At 42.5% G+C, this 19751-nt stretch carries 15 protein-coding genes, 1 other RNA gene, 1 riboswitch and 1 other annotated feature; of the genes, 9 read left to right on the plus strand and 7 right to left on the minus strand.

Annotated elements, in window-relative coordinates:
* The first annotated feature begins 35 nt into the window (after nt 1–35).
* Nucleotides 36–1190 carry an S-layer homology domain-containing protein gene (locus tag BRLA_RS07315; protein WP_003338113.1) on the plus strand — a complete coding sequence of 385 codons (1155 nt, stop codon included), beginning with the start codon at nt 36–38 and terminating at the stop codon, nt 1188–1190.
* 48 nt (nt 1191–1238) lie between these two features.
* Here the strand turns inward: BRLA_RS07315 and BRLA_RS07320 are convergent, their stop codons facing one another.
* Together BRLA_RS07320 and BRLA_RS07325 are read right to left on the minus strand one after the other, a co-directional pair.
* On the minus strand, nt 1239–1769 hold the full coding sequence (locus tag BRLA_RS07320; protein ID WP_003338112.1) for a gamma carbonic anhydrase: 531 nt from the start codon (nt 1767–1769) through the stop codon (nt 1239–1241).
* Between the two features lie 138 nt (nt 1770–1907).
* Nucleotides 1908–2534, minus strand: a complete 627-nt coding sequence (locus tag BRLA_RS07325) for a GNAT family N-acetyltransferase (RefSeq protein ID WP_003338111.1) — start codon at nt 2532–2534, stop codon at nt 1908–1910.
* A 128-nt stretch (nt 2535–2662) separates the two neighbouring features.
* Here BRLA_RS07325 and rnpB point away from each other — a divergent pair.
* Nucleotides 2663–3052, plus strand: an RNA gene (rnpB, locus tag BRLA_RS23070) — RNase P RNA component class B.
* Nucleotides 3053–3172: 120 nt separating this feature from the next.
* Here rnpB and asnB read toward each other — a convergent pair.
* On the minus strand, nt 3173–5017 hold the full coding sequence (gene asnB, locus BRLA_RS07330) for an asparagine synthase (glutamine-hydrolyzing) (RefSeq protein ID WP_003338109.1): 1845 nt from the start codon (nt 5015–5017) through the stop codon (nt 3173–3175).
* Between the two features lie 216 nt (nt 5018–5233).
* Here asnB and BRLA_RS07335 point away from each other — a divergent pair, with 216 nt between their 5' ends.
* The 3 genes from BRLA_RS07335 to BRLA_RS07345 are packed head-to-tail and all read left to right on the plus strand — an operon-like array spanning nt 5234 to nt 8802.
* Nucleotides 5234–7429, plus strand: coding sequence for a PAS domain S-box protein (locus BRLA_RS07335; protein ID WP_003338108.1), 2196 nt, complete (start codon nt 5234–5236; stop codon nt 7427–7429).
* A 51-nt stretch (nt 7430–7480) separates the two neighbouring features.
* Nucleotides 7481–8326, plus strand: coding sequence for a deoxyribonuclease IV (locus tag BRLA_RS07340; RefSeq protein WP_003338107.1), 846 nt, complete (start codon nt 7481–7483; stop codon nt 8324–8326).
* 56 nt (nt 8327–8382) lie between these two features.
* On the plus strand, nt 8383–8802 hold the full coding sequence (locus BRLA_RS07345) for a hypothetical protein (protein WP_003338106.1): 420 nt from the start codon (nt 8383–8385) through the stop codon (nt 8800–8802).
* Nucleotides 8803–8939: 137 nt separating this feature from the next.
* Here BRLA_RS07345 and argS read toward each other — a convergent pair whose 3' ends face one another.
* The 3 genes from argS to BRLA_RS25125 all read right to left on the minus strand — a co-directional run bounded on the left by argS (nt 8940) and on the right by BRLA_RS25125 (nt 12183).
* On the minus strand, nt 8940–10652 hold the full coding sequence (gene argS / locus BRLA_RS07350; protein WP_003338105.1) for an arginine--tRNA ligase: 1713 nt from the start codon (nt 10650–10652) through the stop codon (nt 8940–8942).
* Between the two features lie 203 nt (nt 10653–10855).
* Nucleotides 10856–11120: a binding site (T-box leader), on the minus strand.
* 615 nt (nt 11121–11735) lie between these two features.
* A complete protein-coding gene (locus tag BRLA_RS23075; protein WP_081476738.1) occupies nt 11736–11834 on the minus strand; it encodes a YjcZ family sporulation protein in 99 nt (32 codons plus the stop codon).
* A gap of 52 nt (nt 11835–11886) precedes the next feature.
* Entirely contained in the window at nt 11887–12183 is a 297-nt protein-coding gene (locus BRLA_RS25125; RefSeq protein WP_081476739.1) for a YjcZ family sporulation protein, read from the minus strand.
* Nucleotides 12184–12208: 25 nt separating this feature from the next.
* Nucleotides 12209–12308, plus strand: a riboswitch (SAM riboswitch).
* A gap of 109 nt (nt 12309–12417) precedes the next feature.
* On the opposite strand from BRLA_RS25125, the gene metH reads away from it, so the two are divergent.
* Both metH and BRLA_RS07360 read left to right on the plus strand, forming a co-directional pair.
* Nucleotides 12418–15882, plus strand: coding sequence for a methionine synthase (gene metH / locus BRLA_RS07355; protein ID WP_003338100.1), 3465 nt, complete (start codon nt 12418–12420; stop codon nt 15880–15882).
* A 28-nt stretch (nt 15883–15910) separates the two neighbouring features.
* Nucleotides 15911–17776 (plus strand): bifunctional homocysteine S-methyltransferase/methylenetetrahydrofolate reductase, encoded by a 1866-nt coding sequence (locus tag BRLA_RS07360; RefSeq protein ID WP_003338099.1) that lies wholly within the window; start codon nt 15911–15913, stop codon nt 17774–17776.
* A 71-nt stretch (nt 17777–17847) separates the two neighbouring features.
* On the opposite strand, the gene BRLA_RS07365 is transcribed toward BRLA_RS07360, so the two are convergent.
* The gene (locus tag BRLA_RS07365) at nt 17848–18066 is read right to left on the minus strand and encodes a hypothetical protein (protein WP_003338098.1); all 219 of its coding nucleotides are present in this window, start codon (nt 18064–18066) and stop codon (nt 17848–17850) included.
* A gap of 231 nt (nt 18067–18297) precedes the next feature.
* Here BRLA_RS07365 and nirD point away from each other — a divergent pair, with 231 nt between their 5' ends.
* Together nirD and BRLA_RS07375 are read left to right on the plus strand one after the other, a co-directional pair.
* Entirely contained in the window at nt 18298–18657 is a 360-nt protein-coding gene (gene nirD / locus BRLA_RS07370; RefSeq protein WP_003338097.1) for a nitrite reductase small subunit NirD, read from the plus strand.
* Nucleotides 18658–18692: 35 nt separating this feature from the next.
* Nucleotides 18693–19550, plus strand: coding sequence for a formate/nitrite transporter family protein (locus BRLA_RS07375; RefSeq protein WP_003338096.1), 858 nt, complete (start codon nt 18693–18695; stop codon nt 19548–19550).
* Nucleotides 19551–19751: the final 201 nt, after the last annotated feature.

Raw genomic sequence — 19751 nt, forward strand, 5'->3', positions numbered from 1 at the left:
GATTGAGATAAAAGAAAGAGAGTGGGAACAGATCCATGAAGGTTAGAAAAGAAATCGTAGCAGGTATCACAACAATGTTTGCAGTCATTGCGGCTTTTTGTATGCCGGCCGAGATACAAGCGGAAAATCCACATACCCCTAGCACTGTACAAGCGAGTACCTTCACTGATATAGATGAACATTGGGCGAAATCTTACATTCAATTTCTTGCCGAGCGTGGCATTGTAAAAGGAAAATATATTCCGTTTCGCCCGAACGCTCCGATTTCTCGGGGAGAGGCAATTGCTTTGTTGAATCGGGTAACGCAGTATTCCTACGGAGTTGTAGCTCCTCCTGTTGAAGCAGCTAAAGTAGATAAACGATATCCGCTCGTTCAAGAACTCAAGCAGGCTGTAGGTACTATGAATGCTATGCTGTATGCGGATCAGAAGGCATATACACGTTTTAATCCAGGGGATAATGCCTTGTACTTGCTTCACCTCAGTGCAGGTAAAAAGCCAATGAAAATGGGAGCTATCTTAGAAAGCGATTGGTGGTTATCCGCTGAGCATTTACAAGCACCATTAAATCGAGAAGAAGCTAGCATGCTGTTGTTTCATACGATTCTGCCGAATATTCGACATGATTTACATATAGAGCCCGCTAAAATTCAGGAGGGTTTAAACGGCTATTATCAGGCGACGCTTTCGAATGCGTATCAGGATACAAAATCGTTGTATGCTACCGGAATTAAAGGCTATCAATTATTGGAAGATAGCACCGGTTTTTTTCAGCCAACCAAGACTATGACTCGGGCCCAATTCGCGGTTATTTTACAGCGGCTAGTGATCGCCAATGAGCAGCAAAAAGAAAAACAATGGAACGGCTCAGTGCAACAGCAAACACGCATCAGCAATCTGATGCTAACAGCGGCCACCCATGCTTATCTAAGAAAGAACGAGCAAGGGATGACGTCCTACTTCGGGAAAGAGGCATTACAGACGATAGAGAAGCTACGCCCGCTACCTTTGCATGATGTTTTGGGTAGCTATCAGGTGATGGATAGTAATGAAAGTACCATGAAGGCTAAAGGCGCTTATTTTTCCACAATGACTGGTAATTATGAAGTGGAATATGAAATGGTTAAAAGCGACCAGAGTAGCAATCCGTACGGCTGGATCATTACGAAAATTACTCATATCCAAAAATAAAGAAACGATCGTATCCTTGTTAGAAGAGGGTACGATCGTTTTTTGTTTTTATCTGGTAAGTGGATTTTCTTCCAGCTTTCGATACATTTTTCCTTTATCCACATAAGACTGACGAACTCGGCGTAAATCCTTAAAATCGTCTTCGTTTAATTCGCGCTTTACCTTAGCGGGAGAGCCTACGACCAATGTCCGAGGGGGGACTTTCATGCCGGGTGGAACCAAAGCACCCGCTGCAACCATAGCCTCTTCCCCGATCTGGGCGCCATCTAGCACAATAGAACCCATACCGATCAAAGCGCCTTGGCGTACGGTGCAGCTATGTAACACGGCGTTATGGCCAATTGTGACATCATCCTCAATAAGGAGTGGACAAAGAGGACTTTGGTGGAGAGTGCTATTATCTTGAACACTGACTCGTTTCCCAATAATAGTAGGAGAGACATCGCCTCGTATGACCGAATTGTACCAGATCGATGTCTCTTCCCCGATAATAACGTCACCCGTGACAACAGCACCTTTGGCGATAAACACGCTAGGATGAATCTGTGGCTCTTTACCTTCAAAAGGGAGTAGTAGCATGAAAAATAAGCCTCCTGTTCGATGATGGATATTTCATTCCTGAGTGAAATGTAGAGTTGCGATACTCTTTTTATAATTCTAACACACAACGATCTACCAAGCTTTGCTAAGGCATTTCTGTGAGTAATCGCTTTGTCTTTAGTCTTTTATAGTAATCGTCTCAGCTCTTTCTTCATAGATAACAGGATAAGGAGCGTTTTGATAAAGTTCGTCAAACCTTTCTTTAGTCAAAGCATAAAATAAATGATCTTCCCATTTCCCGTTGATTTTAAGATAATTGGCACCGAACCCCTCTTTGGCGAATCCTGCTTTTTCCAAAACCCGTTGAGACGCTCGATTATGTGGCATGATATTGGCTTGCAAACGATGCAAAAGAAGTCTATTGAAGGAAAACGACATCATGAGATGGAGAGCTTCAGTCATATAGCCTTGGCTTTGACAGGAATGGTCTAGATCATAACCGATAAAAGCATTTTGAAAAGGACCGCGAAATACTTGGGATAGTGTTATTTTTCCAACAAGGCGTTCACTAGCTTGCTCAAAGATACCAAAAGAATAGCGTTGATCCTGTTCAACCTCTGTCCATTGAGTAGTTTGATTAATGGCATTTTCGAGTGTGAAATAACTCTCGTCACGCAAAGGGACATACGGTGCATGAAATGGTTGATTTGCAAGTAAATAAGTAAGAAAAAATTCTGCATGTGCAGGGGTTAGTAATTGTAAAAAAATCAGCCTACCCTTTATTCGTAGGTTAAATACATTCATTTTCAAACCTCCTAAAAATAAAGTAAATAAGAATAAACATGATATTTTACATCTTTTAGTAGCGTTTCCAGAATGTCAAGGTTGAATTGTACCCCTATATATGATAGATTAATCCTTAGTAAGGCAAGGATTGTGGGTAGTCGCTGTTGTCACCAGCTTGTCTGGGAGACGATAGAGGAAAGTCCAGGCTCGCCCGGGCTGCGATGCCCGGAGTGTTCGTACCTAGTGCAAACTAGGGCAGTGAGGTTCGCCTCATTGACGGCGCAGAAAGGGTTCTCCCTGAGACCCAAGTACGCTGAAAGTGCCACAGAAACGTAGCTTCTCTGGCGACAGAGAAGATGGAACGAGGTAAACCCTGCGAGCGAGAAACCCAAATTAGGTAGGGGAACCGTCTGGACGGAATTGAACGAAAAGGACGGATGGCAAAAGAAATTTTGCCATAGATAGATGACTACAGCTCTTCGTGCGAGGGGAAGGTCCGTTTGCAGCACGAGAGATACAGAACCTGGCTTATAGCATTCCTTGCTTATTCAATATTTTTTAAGTATAAATGTAAATGAAATGATAAAGCAACAAACAAATATGATCGTATTATAAAGGAAAAACCGGTGCAGTAACGCGCCGGTTTTTTTGTTTCTTTACATGATGCGTACTTTGTATGTTTTCATCCAGAAGTCTACTTGTGCTAAAAAGGCAAACATCTGAGGGGTGCTCATTAATTGACCAAAAAAAGGAATTTCAATCGCAGATGCATCTGTTTGTAGGAGAGTACGGAGGTAAGGAACATCTAATAGAGTATGAAGGGGAGATCTGTTATCATCTAAAACATCGTTAAGCCACTGCCTTGTTGCTAGGGCATATGCGGGATTATGTGTTTTGGGATAAGGACTTTTTTTACGATATAACACATCAGAGGGCAAGATTCCTTCCAAAGCTTTGCGCAAAATGCCTTTTTCCCTGGAATCGTACATTTTCATCTCCCAAGGTACATTCCACATGTATTCTACAAGTCGATGATCGCAAAAGGGTACACGGGCTTCTAGGCTAGCCATCATACTCATGCGATCCTTTCGATCCAGTAACGTATTCATAAACCAGACATGATTTAAGTAAAACATCTCGCGCCGTTTTTCATCTATACGAAACTCCCCCTCCAAGCGGGGAACCTCTGCTAGTGTATCACGAAAACGTCCTTTTACATACGAATCTGGTTGTAACCAAGCCTTCATTTCATTCGAGAGCCATTTGTATCGCTGCTCACTTTTTCGCGCCCATGGAAAAGTTTCTGCATAAAGAGCTTCTTCTTGATGAAACCAAGGATAGCCCCCAAATATTTCGTCAGCGCATTCACCTGAAAGTACGACTGTTGTTTCCTTTTTCATTTCCGCGCAAAAAAGATACAGCGAAGCGTCAATATCTGCCATACCAGGCAAGTCGCGAGCATAAACAGCGGTTTGGAGGGCTTGCACCAACTCGGGGGTATCAAACTCAATATAATGGTGCTGGGTTCCTATATGATCGCTAACTCGTTTAATCCATTGAGAATCTGAATCAGGTTGATAGGCATGGGCAGTGAAAAAGTGGTCATTATCTTTATAATCAATGGAGTAGGTGTGAATCGTTCCTTTTCCTTGATGTTGATAATATCTTGCCGCAATAGCGGTGATGGCGCTGGAATCAAGGCCTCCTGAAAGCAGCATCGAGACAGGAACATCAGCAACGAGTTGACGTTCGATTGCATTTATGACTAAATCACGAATGGTATCGACGGTTGTCTCAAAATTGTCGAGATGCTCACGACTTTTCAAGCACCAATACGATTCTGTAGTAAAGCCATTTTGAGAGTATATTCCATAATAGCCGGGGCGTAACTCATGCATTCCTTTGAATACACCGTGTCCAGGCGTGCGAGCGGGTGAAATAAGCAGTACCTCGGCTAAGCCTTCCCGATCAACAATAGGCTCAACTTCGGGGTGGGCAAGAATAGCTTTTATTTCTGAACCGAATAGAAACTGCCCATCTTTTACTAGATAAAAGAACGGCTTCACACCCATTCGATCACGTGCGACAAATAAGAGCTGCTCTTTGTCATTCCAGATAGCAAATGCAAAAATACCGTTCAGTCGCTCTAGGCATTTTTCTCCCCATTCTACATAAGCCGTGAGTAATACCTCCGTATCTGAGTGGGAAGAGAAGCGGTGACCACGGTCTAGCAATTCCTTGCGTAAATCTTCTGTATTGTACAATTCGCCGTTATACACAAGTGTGTAGCTTATATCCCCATATCTTTTGGTCATGGGCTGAGTTCCGCCTTCAGGATCTACAACAATAAGACGACGATGTCCAAATACAACCCGATCATGAAAAAAATACCCCATACTATCTGGACCTCTGTGTTGAAGTGTCTTAGTCATTGCTTCTATAGTCTCTTGTTCATCTTTTACATTCCGCATAAAACTAGCCCAGCCTGCAATTCCACACATGATTTCTCACCCTTTCTCATCTGTGCTTTTTCATGTAAACGTTACTAAGTAAAACCGGTCATCTAGGCTCATCGTATGCAAAGCAGGTTAACATGGTACCCTGTCTCTTTTTTTAAAACAAACAATAAAAAAGTTCTTTTTCCTTTACAATGGTTGATCTTTGATGCGAATATGAAATATACATACATTTTTATCCTTATTTTGGAGGTGCGGTTTGTGCGAGAGGTCATCTCGTGGTCAGAAACAGATGGATTTGTATCTTTTGTTCAAAATTGTCCAGATGCAGTCTTCATTTTTTCTTCAGACGGTACTGTTTTGTATGCCAATCAGTCCTGGTACCAATTGGCAGGTAATTGTTTTTCTGATGAATTCGAAGTAGCCATTGATGTATATCTACTTCGATGTAAACAAGGGATAGTGAGCGTAGAGCCAAGTGTCATACAACCATTGTGTACCAATCATGATCCTTACATCATTCAAATTCCTCATAAGGAAGGGGGGATGATGGACGTTTCATTTACGCTTTTTCCGATGAAATGGTATAAAGGAAAAGCGGCTGTGGGAGCTCTTGTACGAGATGTAACAGAGCAAAAGCTAAGACAGAGGAAGCTGGAGGAAATGGAGAAGAGCCTCGATACCTTTATTACGTACACACGGGATGCGCTTTTTCTCATTTCACCCGATTTTCAAATATTACGTATGAGCAATTCATTTCAGATCATGACTGGGTATTCTCCACAGGAGCTGTATGACAATCCTAGAATCTTACTTCCTGATGCTGTTGCGCTACAAGAACAGGAGCTGCATTTTGATTACGTTGTAAAAACAGGAAAACCTGTATTGTTTCATACGAGACGACGTCATAAGAAGGGGCATCTTCTTGAGATTTGTATGACTTATAAACCTATTTGCAAGAAAGATGCTGGCGTTATAGGTGTAATAGCGGTGATGCGCAATATTACTGAGCGTATTCAGGTTGAGACTGAATTACGAGATGCGAAAGAACTGTTGGAATCTTTCGTGAATAGCGCTTCTGATTGTATCGTGCTTATTGATTTAGATTGGAATATTTTAATGGTGAATCCTGCTTGTGAAAAAATGTATGGATACAGTTATGAAGAATTGCTTATGCATCAAGAAAATCTGCTAAAGCCAGTCATATTGCGAGGAATTATTGATAACACACAAAAGGCTATGAACGGAAAGATGGTTTTGGATGAGGAGAATTCATTTACTCATCGCAATGGACATCTTGTTCACACCCTATCATCCTATATTCCGATTCGAAATACGGAAGGAAAGATTTTGGCGGTCGCTTTAATTACGAGGGATGTAACGGAACAGAGGAGGATTGCGCAGGCATTGGGTGACAGTGAGGCAAAATATAGATTGATTTCCGAAAATATGACGGATCTTATTGCTATTTTGGATCGGAGTGGACGCTATATTTATGTGTCTCCTTCGTTTAAGACCATTTTAGGATATACACCGGAAAGCTTATTGGGAATGGATTATCGTAAATGGGTACATACCGATGACAGAGAGTTTTTGAAACAGGGACGTAAACGATTAATCGCTGAAGGTAGCGTGATGCAAGTAGAGCTTCGCTATCGGTGTGCTTCAGGCGACTGGATGTATTTGGAGGCTAATGGTACGCCAGTCTTTAATGGGGAAAAAAATTTAGAGCACTTTGTTTTTGTAGCCAGAAATATTACCGATCGGAAACAAGCAGAGGCCTTATTGCGTAACTCGGATAAGCTATCCCTTATTGGAGAGATGGCGGCAGGAGTTGCTCATGAAATTCGCAATCCGCTAACTGCACTGCGAGGCTTTATTCAGTTGTTACAAAATCAAACCAGTGAGCATGATTTTTATTTTGAAGTCATGATATCTGAATTAGATCGAATCAATTTTATTGTAAGCGAGTTATTGGTATTAGCGAAACCGCAAGTTCAGAATGTAAAGCAAAAAAATGTAGTCGATCTCGTTCGTAATGTAATGACGCTATTAGAGAGCCAAGCTTTGATGCATAATGTAATTTTTCAGCTTGAATGTAAAGAGAAGCCAATATTGATCACTTGTGAGGAAAATCAGATTAAACAAGTCTTTATAAATATCATGAAAAATGCAATGGAAGCAATGCCGAATGGTGGAATGATCTATATAACGGTAAAACAGAATGCTCAGATGGTGGATATATGTTTTCGCGATGAAGGATGCGGCATACCGGAAGATCGTGTTAGTAAACTTGGTGAGCCTTTTTATACTACAAAGGATAAAGGAACAGGGCTAGGCCTCATGGTTAGTAAAAAAATCATCAGGGACCATCAGGGCTCTATACTCATTGACAGTGTGATCAATCAAGGAACAACAGTGCATGTGAATGTACCTCTCTCAAGTCTGAAACAATAATAAATAATGTTGACAGCGTAGCAACGAGAAACAAGGAAGGGAGGCGACAAATTGCACATCGGTTGTCATGTAAGCGTACGTCAGGGATATACGGAAGCCGCCCGGATCGCGCAACGCTTGGGAGGGACTTGCTATCAGTATTTTCCTAAAAACCCGCGCAGTTTACAAATCAAATCATTCTCAAGACAGGATGCCCAACAATGTCGTGATTTTTGCAAGGAACACGGGATTATTTCGATTGCCCACACACCATATCCAACTAACTTGTGTACAGAGGGAAGAGAGGAACAAGCGGCAATGGTGGCTTCAGTACGCAATGATTTGGAGATTGCGGACGCGTGTGGCTCGATTGGCGTTGTTGTTCATTTCGGGCAATATAAAGGAAATCACCCTGATCCGTTATTTGGCTACCAATTGATGATTCGTTCACTAAATGAAATCTTAGAAGGCTGGACAGGTAATGCACTTATTTTACTTGAAAATAATGCTGGTCAGGGAAATAAGATGGGGATGACATTAGAAGAGCTTGTACAAGTGCGTGCATTGATCAATAGACCCGAGCTTGTCGGATTTTGCTTCGATACCTGCCATGCCTTTGCAAGTGGATTATGGACAGGAGGGAATTGGGAAGAGGTGCAGAAGCGAGGCGAGGAATTAGGATATTTTACCCATTTGAAGGCTGTTCATCTCAATGATTCTCGCTATCCTACCGGCTCCCATCGTGATCGCCATGCTGATATTGGTTACGGAGAGATCGGTGCTGAAAGGATAGGCGAATTGATTAGAAGCAGGGGTGTTCGTGAGGTTCCCTTATTTTTGGAAACGCCAGCAGAACGACCGGGTGGGCATAAGTCAGAAATCGCTTTTGTCAAACAATTGTTTGCAAGTCCACAGTAGGATATGATTAGAGGGACCGTATTTCAGAACGGATTTTACGAGACAGAGGAGATATTATGACACGCACAATTAAAGTAACCATTCACAGCTTTGATAAAATCAAAGAAAATTTAGCTGACCTTAATGAACTAAAACTTTATGAAGAAGCAAATGGCAAGGTCTTAGAAGCAGAAATTGAATCAGATGGCTATGCAATTGTAGATATTACAGAAGAAGAATACATTGAATTAGCTCCAGATGAATATGAACTAATGATTATGGAATGGAAAGTGGCTGGCAAAATCGACGAGCTGATTTTAGAAACAATGTCAGACCCTAATGATGATAAGGCAATGCTATATCGTGGTGTTGACCCTATTGGAACTGTAAAAATAGAGCCTGTTTCCCTACCGAAAAAGCTTGTTGAGCAATTAGCAAAGGCTTGGTTCTCGACACCAAAACCAGCTATTGAACCGAAAATAAACGAAAAAGAGTAAAAGGAACATAGATGAGAGGCGTTTAGGTAAAGCAGGATTAAAAAGAGGAGGGGAAGCCCTCCTTTTTTGGATGAGTTGGATGAATTTTTGACCAAAAATAAAAAGGGCGCCCATTGTGTTTGGGGCCCTTATTTTTCTTACATTTCCTCAGGAGCTTCCAATCCCAATAGACGGAGTCCTTCTTTTAGTACAACAATAACTGCTGCAACCAATTGTAGGCGAGCTTGTTTTACTTGCTCATCCTCTGCGACAATGCGGACATGCGCGTAGAATTTGTTGAAGGTTTGAGCCAGGTCAATTACGTATTTTCCAATCTGCGAAGGATCGAATTGATCGCGAGCCTTTTCCAGAATGCTTGGGAACTGCAAGAGAGTAGTAATGACTGCCCATGCTTCTGGACCCTCTAAAGCTTTGTCTACTACGGTTACAGCTCCTGGCTGGTACCCACCTTTTTTCAATAGAGAGCAAGCGCGGGCATGAGTGTATTGAACGTAAGGCCCTGTTTCCCCTTCAAAAGTAAGCATTTCTTCCCAGGAAAAGTTGACATCGTTTAAACGATAATTTTTCAAGTCATGGAAGATAACGGCACCTACACCAACTTGGCGAGCAACCTGTTCTTTATTTGCAAGAGAAGGATTTTTGTCTTGGATTACTTTTAATACATCTGCGATTGCTTGGGACAATACTTCTTCCAACAGAACGACTTTCCCTTTGCGGGTGGACATTTTTTTACCATCTTTTAACATCATACCAAATGGAATGTGATGCATATTGTTAGCCCAGTCATAGCCCATTTTTAGCAAGACTTTAAATAGCTGTTGGAAATGCAGGCGTTGTTCTCCGCCAACCACATATAATGCTTTTCCAAAATCATATTGCTCATGGCGATACAAAGCAGCAGCTAGGTCGCGGGTTGCGTAAAGGGTAGCACCGTCACGTTTTTTTATTAAGCAAGGAGGCATGTCGTACTCATCCAGAGATACAACCATTGCGCCTTCGGATTCTGTTAACAATCCTTTTTCCTCTAATAAATCAACAACGCGATCCATTTGATTATTGTAGAATGCTTCTCCATTGAAGGAGTCAAAGGATACACCCATTAATTCATAGATCTTTTTAAATTCTTGTAAGGATTCGTCGCGGAACCATTGCCATAATTGCTGGGCTTCTTGATCGCCGTCCTCTAATTTCTTGAACCATTCACGGCCTTGATCTTCCAGTGTTGGATCGTTTTCTACTTCTTCATGGAAGTGTACATACAGCTTGAGCAATTCTTTAATAGGCTCAGCTTTTACTTTATCTTCATCGCCCCATTTTTTATAGGCAACAATCAGTTTACCAAATTGTGTACCCCAGTCCCCTAAGTGATTGATGCGAACTGGCTGATAGCCATGCTTTTCCATGATGTTTGCAAGTGCATTCCCGATAACGGTTGAGCGCAAATGCCCCATCGAGAAGGGTTTAGCAATGTTTGGAGAAGATAAGTCGATTGGTACCTTTTTACCAGCACCAGCAGTAGTCGCGCCATATGCAGACCCTTGCTCTAGAATCGTTTTAATACAAGCGGTTATAACGCTGGTTTGATCATAAAATAAATTAATATATGCATTTGTCACCTGTACATCCTGTAAGAAAGGCAGAGAAATCTTAGAAGCTAGCTCCGTTGCAATCATTGGTGGTGCTTTGCGTAGAGCTTTAGCTAATTGGAAGCAAGGGAAGGCTAAATCACCCATTTGTGGGTTAGGAGGAGTTTCGAGCATGCCAAGGACACGTTCGCAGGAAAAATCCTCTACGCCCATTTCAGTTAGAGCAGCAGAGATTTGTTCAGCTACTAGTTGTTTGTAATTCATGTTTATTTCATCCTTTCTTTTTAATCAACCTAAACTTTCAGGGAATATGTAATCATTCCGTGGAAAAGTGGGATACAACATAAATATAACCATAGGTATACAAGTACAGAGCGCTTTGATTAGACACAGCATACGATGTTCAAAGCAACAACAGCAAAAAACCCCCCGTCTCTTTTGGATAGATATCAGTAAAAATCAATCCGTAAAGAGACGAGAGGTTATTTTATCATACTCCCGCGGTACCACTCTTCTTGTTCTTTTCAATTAGACCAATAAATGATCGTAATTGGAAAAAACCTGCTTGATAGCTGTAACGGGCAAACCCGGCAAGCTCTATACATTGTCAATAGACAAGATTCAAGCTGCGTCTCCGAGGTGCGCTTCATCATGGACGTTCTATCAGGCTTCCACCAATCCTGACTCGCTAGTAGCACGAACCATCATTACTCTCCTCATCATCGAGTACATGGCTATATAGCGTCTAGTATACCCAACAAAAGACATTCTAGCAAGCAAGGTTTATCAGTGGCTCTTATTTTGCTGATCCCATTGTGCAAAATAAGATTGGGTAAGGGAATGATATGCTTCCCTACCAAATAAAAGACCCATGGCTTGACCGGTTGATAAAGGAAGATAGTATTCATAGGTTTCATGATTACCGCCTGTCATAAGATCATGGTGGTGAGGTCATGCAAATAGTGCTGTTCACTCTCATGATGTTTTACGACAGTGTAGATTTCAAAGTCCGTCTCTTCTAGTACCTTTACTGGAATCAAGGAGGCTTGAAACACAGATGTATGTAAATAGGCTAGATTGTTTTCGATGAAAATCTCTCCATCTATCTTCCTTTTTATCCTAGCAGAGGGCCATTATTTCTACAAGCGAAGGAAAGAATGGATAAGAGATGAAAGGGGCATGTGCCTGCCCCTTCCCCTCTCCTATATTGGTGAGTGTACAAACCTGAGTAATGTTTTTGGGTTTCCTTATGGAGGTATGAAACATTGTAGAATCATGTAGAGGTAGGCGCAGATAAAAAAGAGCGTAATCGAATTCAGGTTTGCCGGTGAAAGAGCTTCTTATATTTTAGCAGCAGCCGCAAGAAATGATGACCAGTAGGATGAACAGCACTAAAATGAAGCTGAAATTATCACCGAAGAAATTTCCGCAGTAAGATGTACTCATGAAAGAATTCCTCCTTAAAGGTTATATGTTTGAAGGTGTCGCTACACGGTTGCTAGTTATCGCAGCAGCTGCAGCTTATGATTACCAGCAGAATGAACAACACTAGAATGAAGCTAAAACTTCCGCCTCCCCAGTTACCGCAAAACGATGTACTCATCTGGCAATTCCTCCTTCGCTTTGTTATTCTACAGTCTATACATATCTGTCTATCTGGTGTGGGCTTATGCCTAAGGGAAGCAAAATTTGGGCAGCAGACTACAAAAAAATAAAAGATTGGCAGATAATCCATTGACGCCAATAATATCTGAATGTTAAGATACCTGTATTCAAAAGACGAACAAAACGTCATATGGACATTTAACTAAATATGATTTCTCTTATCTAGAGAGGCGGAGGGACTGGCCCGAAGATGCCTCGGCAACCGATAGATCAGGTGCCAATTCCAGCAGGGCTGTTTGCCTTGAAAGATAAGAGGGGGTAAGTTCCTACTTAACGAACATTAGTAATCCTCTTCTTGCTTTCAGGCAGGAAGGGGATTTTTTTATTTGCCAAGTCTAATGGAGATTACGGAGGGATATAGGGGATGAACAAACCAACATTGCAAGAGCAGCTAGCACGAAAAATATTGATACTCGATGGTGCAATGGGAACGATGCTACAGCAGGCTAATCTCACAGCGGACGATTTTGGCGGTGAGGAATATGAAGGCTGCAACGAACTATTGAATGTAACAAGACCAGATGTCATCCGGCATATTCATGCTACCTATTTTGAAGCAGGTGCTGACATTGTGGAAACAAACACATTTGGAGCAACTGATGTTGTTTTGGCTGAGTATGACATAGCAGATCGAGATTATGAACTTAATCTGGCGGCTGCACGTATTGCTAAAGAAGTAGCAGATGAATTTAGCACGGAGTCGTGGCCACGTTATGTAGCAGGCTCTATGGGGCCCACTACGAAAACCCTTTCGTTAACAGGGGGCGTTACATTTGAGCAATTAATTCATGCGTACTATCGTCAGACTAAAGCATTGATGGAAGGTGGGGTAGATTTATTACTGGTGGAAACCTCACAGGACACATTGAACGTAAAAGCTGGGGGTATTGGCATACGTCAGGCATTTCAGGAGCTTGGCTATGAGCTGCCTATCATGATTTCTGGAACAATCGAACCGATGGGCACGACTCTGGCAGGCCAAAACATCGAGGCTTTTTATGTATCGATTGAACATCTCAAACCGATCACGATTGGTCTGAATTGCGCGACAGGTCCGGAGTTCATGCGTGACCATTTACGAACCTTATCTGATCTGGCCTTGTGTGGAATCAGTTGTTATCCTAATGCAGGTTTACCTGATGAGAATGGTCACTATCACGAGTCACCGCAGGGGTTAGCGATGAAAATGAAAGCATTTGCGGAAAAGGGATGGCTTAACGTAGCGGGTGGTTGTTGTGGTACCACACCCGAGCATATTCGAGCGCTACACGAAGCATTGCAAGGGATTACACCACGAGAAAATAAAAAGTCTCATGCAACTGCTGTATCAGGCATTGAGGTACTCTATGTTGAGGACGACAATCGCCCCATTTTTGTAGGGGAACGTACCAACGTTATTGGATCTAAGAAGTTCCGTGACTTGATTGCTGCTGGTCAATTCGAGGAAGGATCAGACATAGCACGGGCACAGGTAAAACGAGGAGCCGCTGTTATAGATATTTGTTTAGCAGACCCTGACCGTGATGAGTACGAGGATATGGGGAAATTTCTTCCATACGTAAGCAGAAAGGTAAAAGCACCGTTGATGATCGATTCCACGGATAAAAAGGTAGTGGAGCTGGGCTTGAAATATTCCCAGGGGAAGGCAATCATTAATTCGATTAATCTAGAAGATGGACTAGATCGTTTTGAAGAGGTTGTACCACTGATTCATAAATATGGAGCGGCTGTGGTTGTCGGGACCATTGATGAAACAGGAATGGCAATCACTCGTGAACGCAAGCTGGAGGTAGCTACACGTTCCTACGATTTGTTGGTAAATCAGTTTGGAATTAATCCGCAGGACATTATTTTTGATGCTCTTGTATTTCCGGTAGGAACAGGCGATGAGCAATACATTGGTTCAGCGCAGGAAACGATAGAAGGTATCCGCCTTATTAAACAACATTTTCCATTATGTAAACAAATTCTGGGTGTGAGCAATGTTTCCTTTGGATTACCCCCGGCAGGTCGTGAGGTGTTAAATGCGGTCTTTTTATATCACACAACAGTAGCTGGGCTTGATTACGCGATTGTTAACACCGAAAAGATAGAACGTTATGCTTCGATTTCTGAAGAGGAACGCAAGCTGGCAGAGAACTTGTTATTTCATACAAACGATGAAACCTTAGCAACGTTTACTGATTTTTATCGACAGAAAAAGAAAGAGGTTGTAAAAGAGGTATCCAATCTGACGTTAGAAGAACGTTTAGCTAATTATGTGGTGGAAGGCTCGAAGGACGGATTAATCCCAGATTTAACCCTCGCTTTGGAAAAATATGTTCCGCTTGATATTATTAATGGTCCCCTTATGAAAGGGATGGAAGAGGTTGGTCGCCTGTTTAACGGGAACCAATTGATTGTAGCAGAAGTGCTACAGAGTGCAGAGGTTATGAAGGCGTCAGTTGCCTTTTTGGAACCGCATATGGAAAAGTCTGAATCAACCGTAAAAGGAAAAATCTTGTTAGCTACGGTTAAAGGGGATGTCCACGATATCGGTAAAAACCTAGTGGAGATCATTTTATCCAATAATGGCTATGAGGTAATTAATCTAGGGATTAAAGTTGCACCAGAGCAGTTGATTGCTGCTTGTCATCAGGAAAAACCAGATGCCATTGGGCTTTCAGGTTTATTAGTAAAATCAGCGCAGCAGATGGTGATTACCGCGCAGGATTTGCGAAGCTCTGGCATTGATGTACCGCTGATGGTTGGAGGAGCGGCGCTCACGCGTAAATTTACAACAAATCGAATTGCTCCTGAATATGAAGGCATCGTTTTATTCGCAAAAGATGCGATGGATGGCCTGAACCTAGCTAATAAATTGCATGATCCGCAAGCTCGACTGAAGCTGGTAGAGGAATTACAAGCGCAAGCGACAGTCAATCAGGCTCAAATAGAAGAAAAAGCTAGCGAATCAGTTGTTATTCCACAGCCGGAAATGATTCGCTCTGCGACAAGCATTACAACACCGGTCTATGTTGCACCTGATTTGGAGCGCCATGTCTTGCGCAACTATCCGATTAACCATCTGCGTCCTTACGTTAATTTACGTATGCTGCTTGGAAAGCATCTTGGTATCAAGGGCAACGTGGATAAATTAATCGAATCAGGCGACAAGAAAGCGACCGAATTATATGAAATCGTAGATGATTTGCTAAATGAAGCGATCCGTAGTCAGATTTTGCAGGCGAATGGAATGTATCAATTCTTTCCGGCTCAATCTTTTGGCAATGACATCCTGATCTATGATCCAAACGATCATTCAAAGCTGTTAGAACGTTTTACTTTCCCGCGTCAACCGCAAGCTCCTCATCTTTGTCTTGCTGATTTTTTACGGCCTGTGGAAACGAATGAGATGGATTACGTAGCTTTCTTGACTGTTACAGCCGGAAGGGGAGTGAGAGATTTAGCGCAGGAATGGAAAGAAAAAGGGGACTATTTACGTTCTCATGTCCTGCAAGCAGTCGCCCTAGAGCTAGCAGAAGCGTTTGCCGAACGAATTCATCATGTTATTCGCGATTCATGGGGCTTTCCAGACCCAGCAGATATGACTATGCTAGAACGTTTTGGGGCGCGTTATCAGGGAATCCGCGTATCGTTTGGATATCCTGCTTGCCCGGATTTAGAAGATCAAGAAAAACTCTTTAAGCTGTTGTCGCCACAAGACATCGGAATTCAACTAACAGAAGGCTTCATGATGGACCCTGAAGCATCCGTGTCAGCCATGGTATTTGCTCATCCTGAAGCCCGTTATTTTAATGCGACTCCACCAGTTGGAGTGGAAGTGTGATCATAAACGACGAAAAGGGGGAGTCTCAATGGGAAAACGAGATTTGCGGGCTTATCTCACACAGCACGTACTAGTGGGTGACGGAGCGATGGCTACTCAGCTATACGAGCAGGGAGTTCCGATTGGCGTTAGTTACGAAGAGTTATGTTTGAGTAATCCACAGATAATCCGCAACGTACATACCGCTTATTATGAAGCGGGAGCACGGCTGATTGAGACGAATACATTTGGGGCTAATCGGGATAGCTTGTCCCGATATGGCCTAGAAAGTAAGGTTACGCGGATGAATCGAGCCGCGGTGACCCTTGCGAGGGAAGCGGTCGGAGATGATGCTTTCGTAGTTGGAGCGATGGGTTCAATTATTGCTGGACGTGTCCGAACTAAGCAAATCGACCAATTTAAAGACCAGTTCGAAGAGCAAGCTACTTCTCTTTTGCATGCAGGTGTAGACGGAATTTTGCTGGAAACGTTCTTGGATGTTGATGAATTATTGCTAGCGCTGGAGGTGATACGTCCTCTTACAGAGCTACCCATCATAGCCCAGCTTGCTACATTGGAAGTAGGTACCACGCGTGATGGGCATTCGTTGACGTATGCCTTCCAGCAGATTAAGGATGCAGGAGCGGACGTAATAGGACTCAATTGTCGCTTGGGACCGGCAGAGATCCTGCGTTCCTTCGAAGCTACAGTGTGTCCAGATGATGTTTTTCTCTCTGCATTCCCCAATGCAGGCCGTCTTGGCATGGCTGATGGAACCCTTTCTTACAAATCATCTCCAGACTACTTTGCGGAAAGTGCTTTGCGCTTACATGAACAGGGTGTAAGACTAATTGGGGGTTGTTGTGGTACAACGCCAGAACATACCAGAGCAATTGCAGAAAAATTGGCAGGGCGCAAACCGCTTCCACGGGTGAATCCACCCGCTCCTATTCACTCGGAGAGAATTGAGGTGCAGGCCGTCCAAAAACGTCTTCAGCCAAGTATTATCGAAGAAGTAAAGCACCATCCTACGATTATCGTTGAATTCGATCCGCCTAAGGATCTGCATACAGAAGATTTCTTACAGGGCTGTTGTGCTTTACATGATGCCGGTGCGAATGCAATAACGCTAGCAGATAACTCACTAGCAACAGTTCGTATGAGCAATATGGCTTTAGGAGCCATGATGAAGCGATTAGGAATCGAGCCGCTACTTCACATTGCCTGCCGCGACCGAAATCTGATTGGACAGCAATCACATTTAATGGGTCTTCACGCACTGGGTATTGACCAGGTACTAGTTATTACGGGCGATCCTTCACGCTTTGGAGATTTGCCGGGTGCTAGTTCAGTCTATGATGTGAGCTCATTTGATTTAATCCGTATGGTAAAACAGTTAAATCAAGGCTATGCGTTTTCGGGCAAACAATTGAAGCAGCATGCTCAGTTTATTGTCGGGGCAGCATTTAATCCACATGTGCGCCACTTGGATGCAGCGGTGGCTCGTTTAGAAAAGAAGGTTGAGGCTGGAGCTGATTACATTATGACGCAGCCTGTTTATGATGCCGAGACCATTGTACAAATATATGAAGCCACGAAACATATTCGTGTACCTATCTTTATTGGCATCATGCCGTTAACGAGCTCGCGTAATGCAGAGTTTTTGCATAACGAGGTACCTGGTATCAAGCTGTCCCCATATGCATTAGAACAAATGAAGCTATTTACAGGTGAAGCCGCTCGTCAGGAAGGGAATCGTATGGCAAAGGAACTAATCGATGCAACGCTTCAATACTTTAATGGAATATACTTAATTACCCCGTTCAATTACTACCAGATGACTGTCGAGCTGACCCAATATATCAGGCAACAAGAGCAAGTAAAAGCAGGCCTTAAAGAAGTGTCCAGCTCATAAGGAGCAGAGAGTTAATCATACCGTTCAGATAAAGGAAGACCCTTACAAGAAAACGTAGGAGGTCTTCTTCGTTATGTACCTTTTTTACGGTTTTGGACAACGGAATAAATAAGGTGAACCATAACCAAAAAAATCAGAATGCCAAGCAAAATATTTGTGGTCTGTATTGCTTTACTTATCTTACTTAATTCAGAATGAATCCCGATTAGAGCATTTCCTGTCTTACTGCTGATATCACCAATACTGTGTGCAATATCGTTAAAATATTGACGTAACGAAGAAAAATCCATTGTTTCCCCTCCAACTCAAAAAAGTAGATATTAATTGGTTAGTATTCTATATTTGAGTAGATAATCACCAATTTTTCTTCCCAAATGTGACAAAACAGAAAAGAAAGTGAAAAATTTCTCATAAAGTGACAGATATAACTTTTGCATTGAAGCCGAACCCGTTATACTACGAATGTAGAATGAAATAGAGATTTTTTTTTGTATGTCCAAAGGGAAGGAAGTGTTAGAAGCATGCTGCATCCTGTTGCTGAACAGTTAGTTTGTTTCTATGAAATAGGGAATATTGATGATTTTCCAAAGAAAGTAGGCCGAGTGGTTTGTGTAGAAGAAACAGAGGTTGCTCTGTTTCGTTTAGATGATGATCAATTCTATGCAGTGGCTAATCGCAATCCACATCCTAGGGGAGGCACATTAGTAGACGGAATCGTTTCTGATCTATTTTTGTATGACCCTTTGTACGACTGGAAAATTTCGCTGGTTGACGGAACAGTACAAGCTCCTGATCGAGGCCAAGTAGAAGTATACCCTGTAGTGGTCGAAGGAAAAACGGTGAAACTAGGCTTGCCTGCTTGCGATAACTTTTTATCTTAACATACACGTGCCTAACACCTAAGGAGTTGGAGACCTTGTATACTGATACTCTGGAAATAATGGCTAAGAACGCAGTAAAGAAAAAAGAGATGCTGGATAAAAGCATAGCCCGCTATTTACTACACGCAGCACTGGCAGGCTGTTATGTAGGGATTGGAATCGTATTAATCTTAACGGTAGGTGAGCCGTTGCTACAAGCGGGTTCCCCTCTTACGATGACATTGATGGGCGTGTCGTTTGGGATTGCTTTAACCTTGGTCATTTTTGCTGGTTCTGATTTGTTTACTGGTAATAATATGTATTTCACCATAGGAGCCTTAAGCGGGGCGACTAAATGGAAGGATGCAGGGAAGAACTGGGTATGGTGCTGGATTGGTAACCTACTCGGTGCAACTGTTTTCTGTCTGATTATTGTAGGTTCGGGTGTGTTTAGTCATGCTTCAAGCGACCATATGCTCTTTTATCTAGCAGCCAAAAAAATGAACTTACCAACTGTGCAATTATTTTTCAGAGGAATTCTTTGTAACTGGTTAGTCTGCTTGTCTATTTGGACAGCGACCCGGGCAAAGGAGGATACAGCGAAACTAATTCTGATTTTCTGGATGTTGTTTGCCTTTATTACCTCTGGCTATGAGCATAGTGTAGCCAACATGACAGTGCTAACGCTGGCGCTAATGCTTCCTCACCCAGAAACGATTACCATTGCGGGCTGGGTTCATAATCTGAGCATTGTTACACTAGGTAATATTGTCGGAGGAGCATTATTTGTAGGCACCATGTACTGGTTGGTATCGCCTATCAAAACCAAGATTACAAAAGGCAAACAACAGGAAGAATGTAAAGAAATGAAGCAGGTAGCCCCAACAGATAGCGCTACCCTGCAAGCGAAATAATATATACTTCATTCGGGTAAGAAAGGTCTGTTCCTCGGCACGTGGGAGCGGGCCTTTTATATGTTTAATAAGCATCCCGTCATAGTAAGAAGATATGTGAAGAGATGACAGAATAATGAGATAACTGGCAGAACAATCTGAATTCAGCGAGTGCACTTTTTCCTACTAAAAAAAACCAACCAAATGGTGTATTGTGGTACT

The organism is Brevibacillus laterosporus LMG 15441, assembly GCF_000219535.2.
Lineage (GTDB): Bacteria > Bacillota > Bacilli > Brevibacillales > Brevibacillaceae > Brevibacillus_B > Brevibacillus_B halotolerans.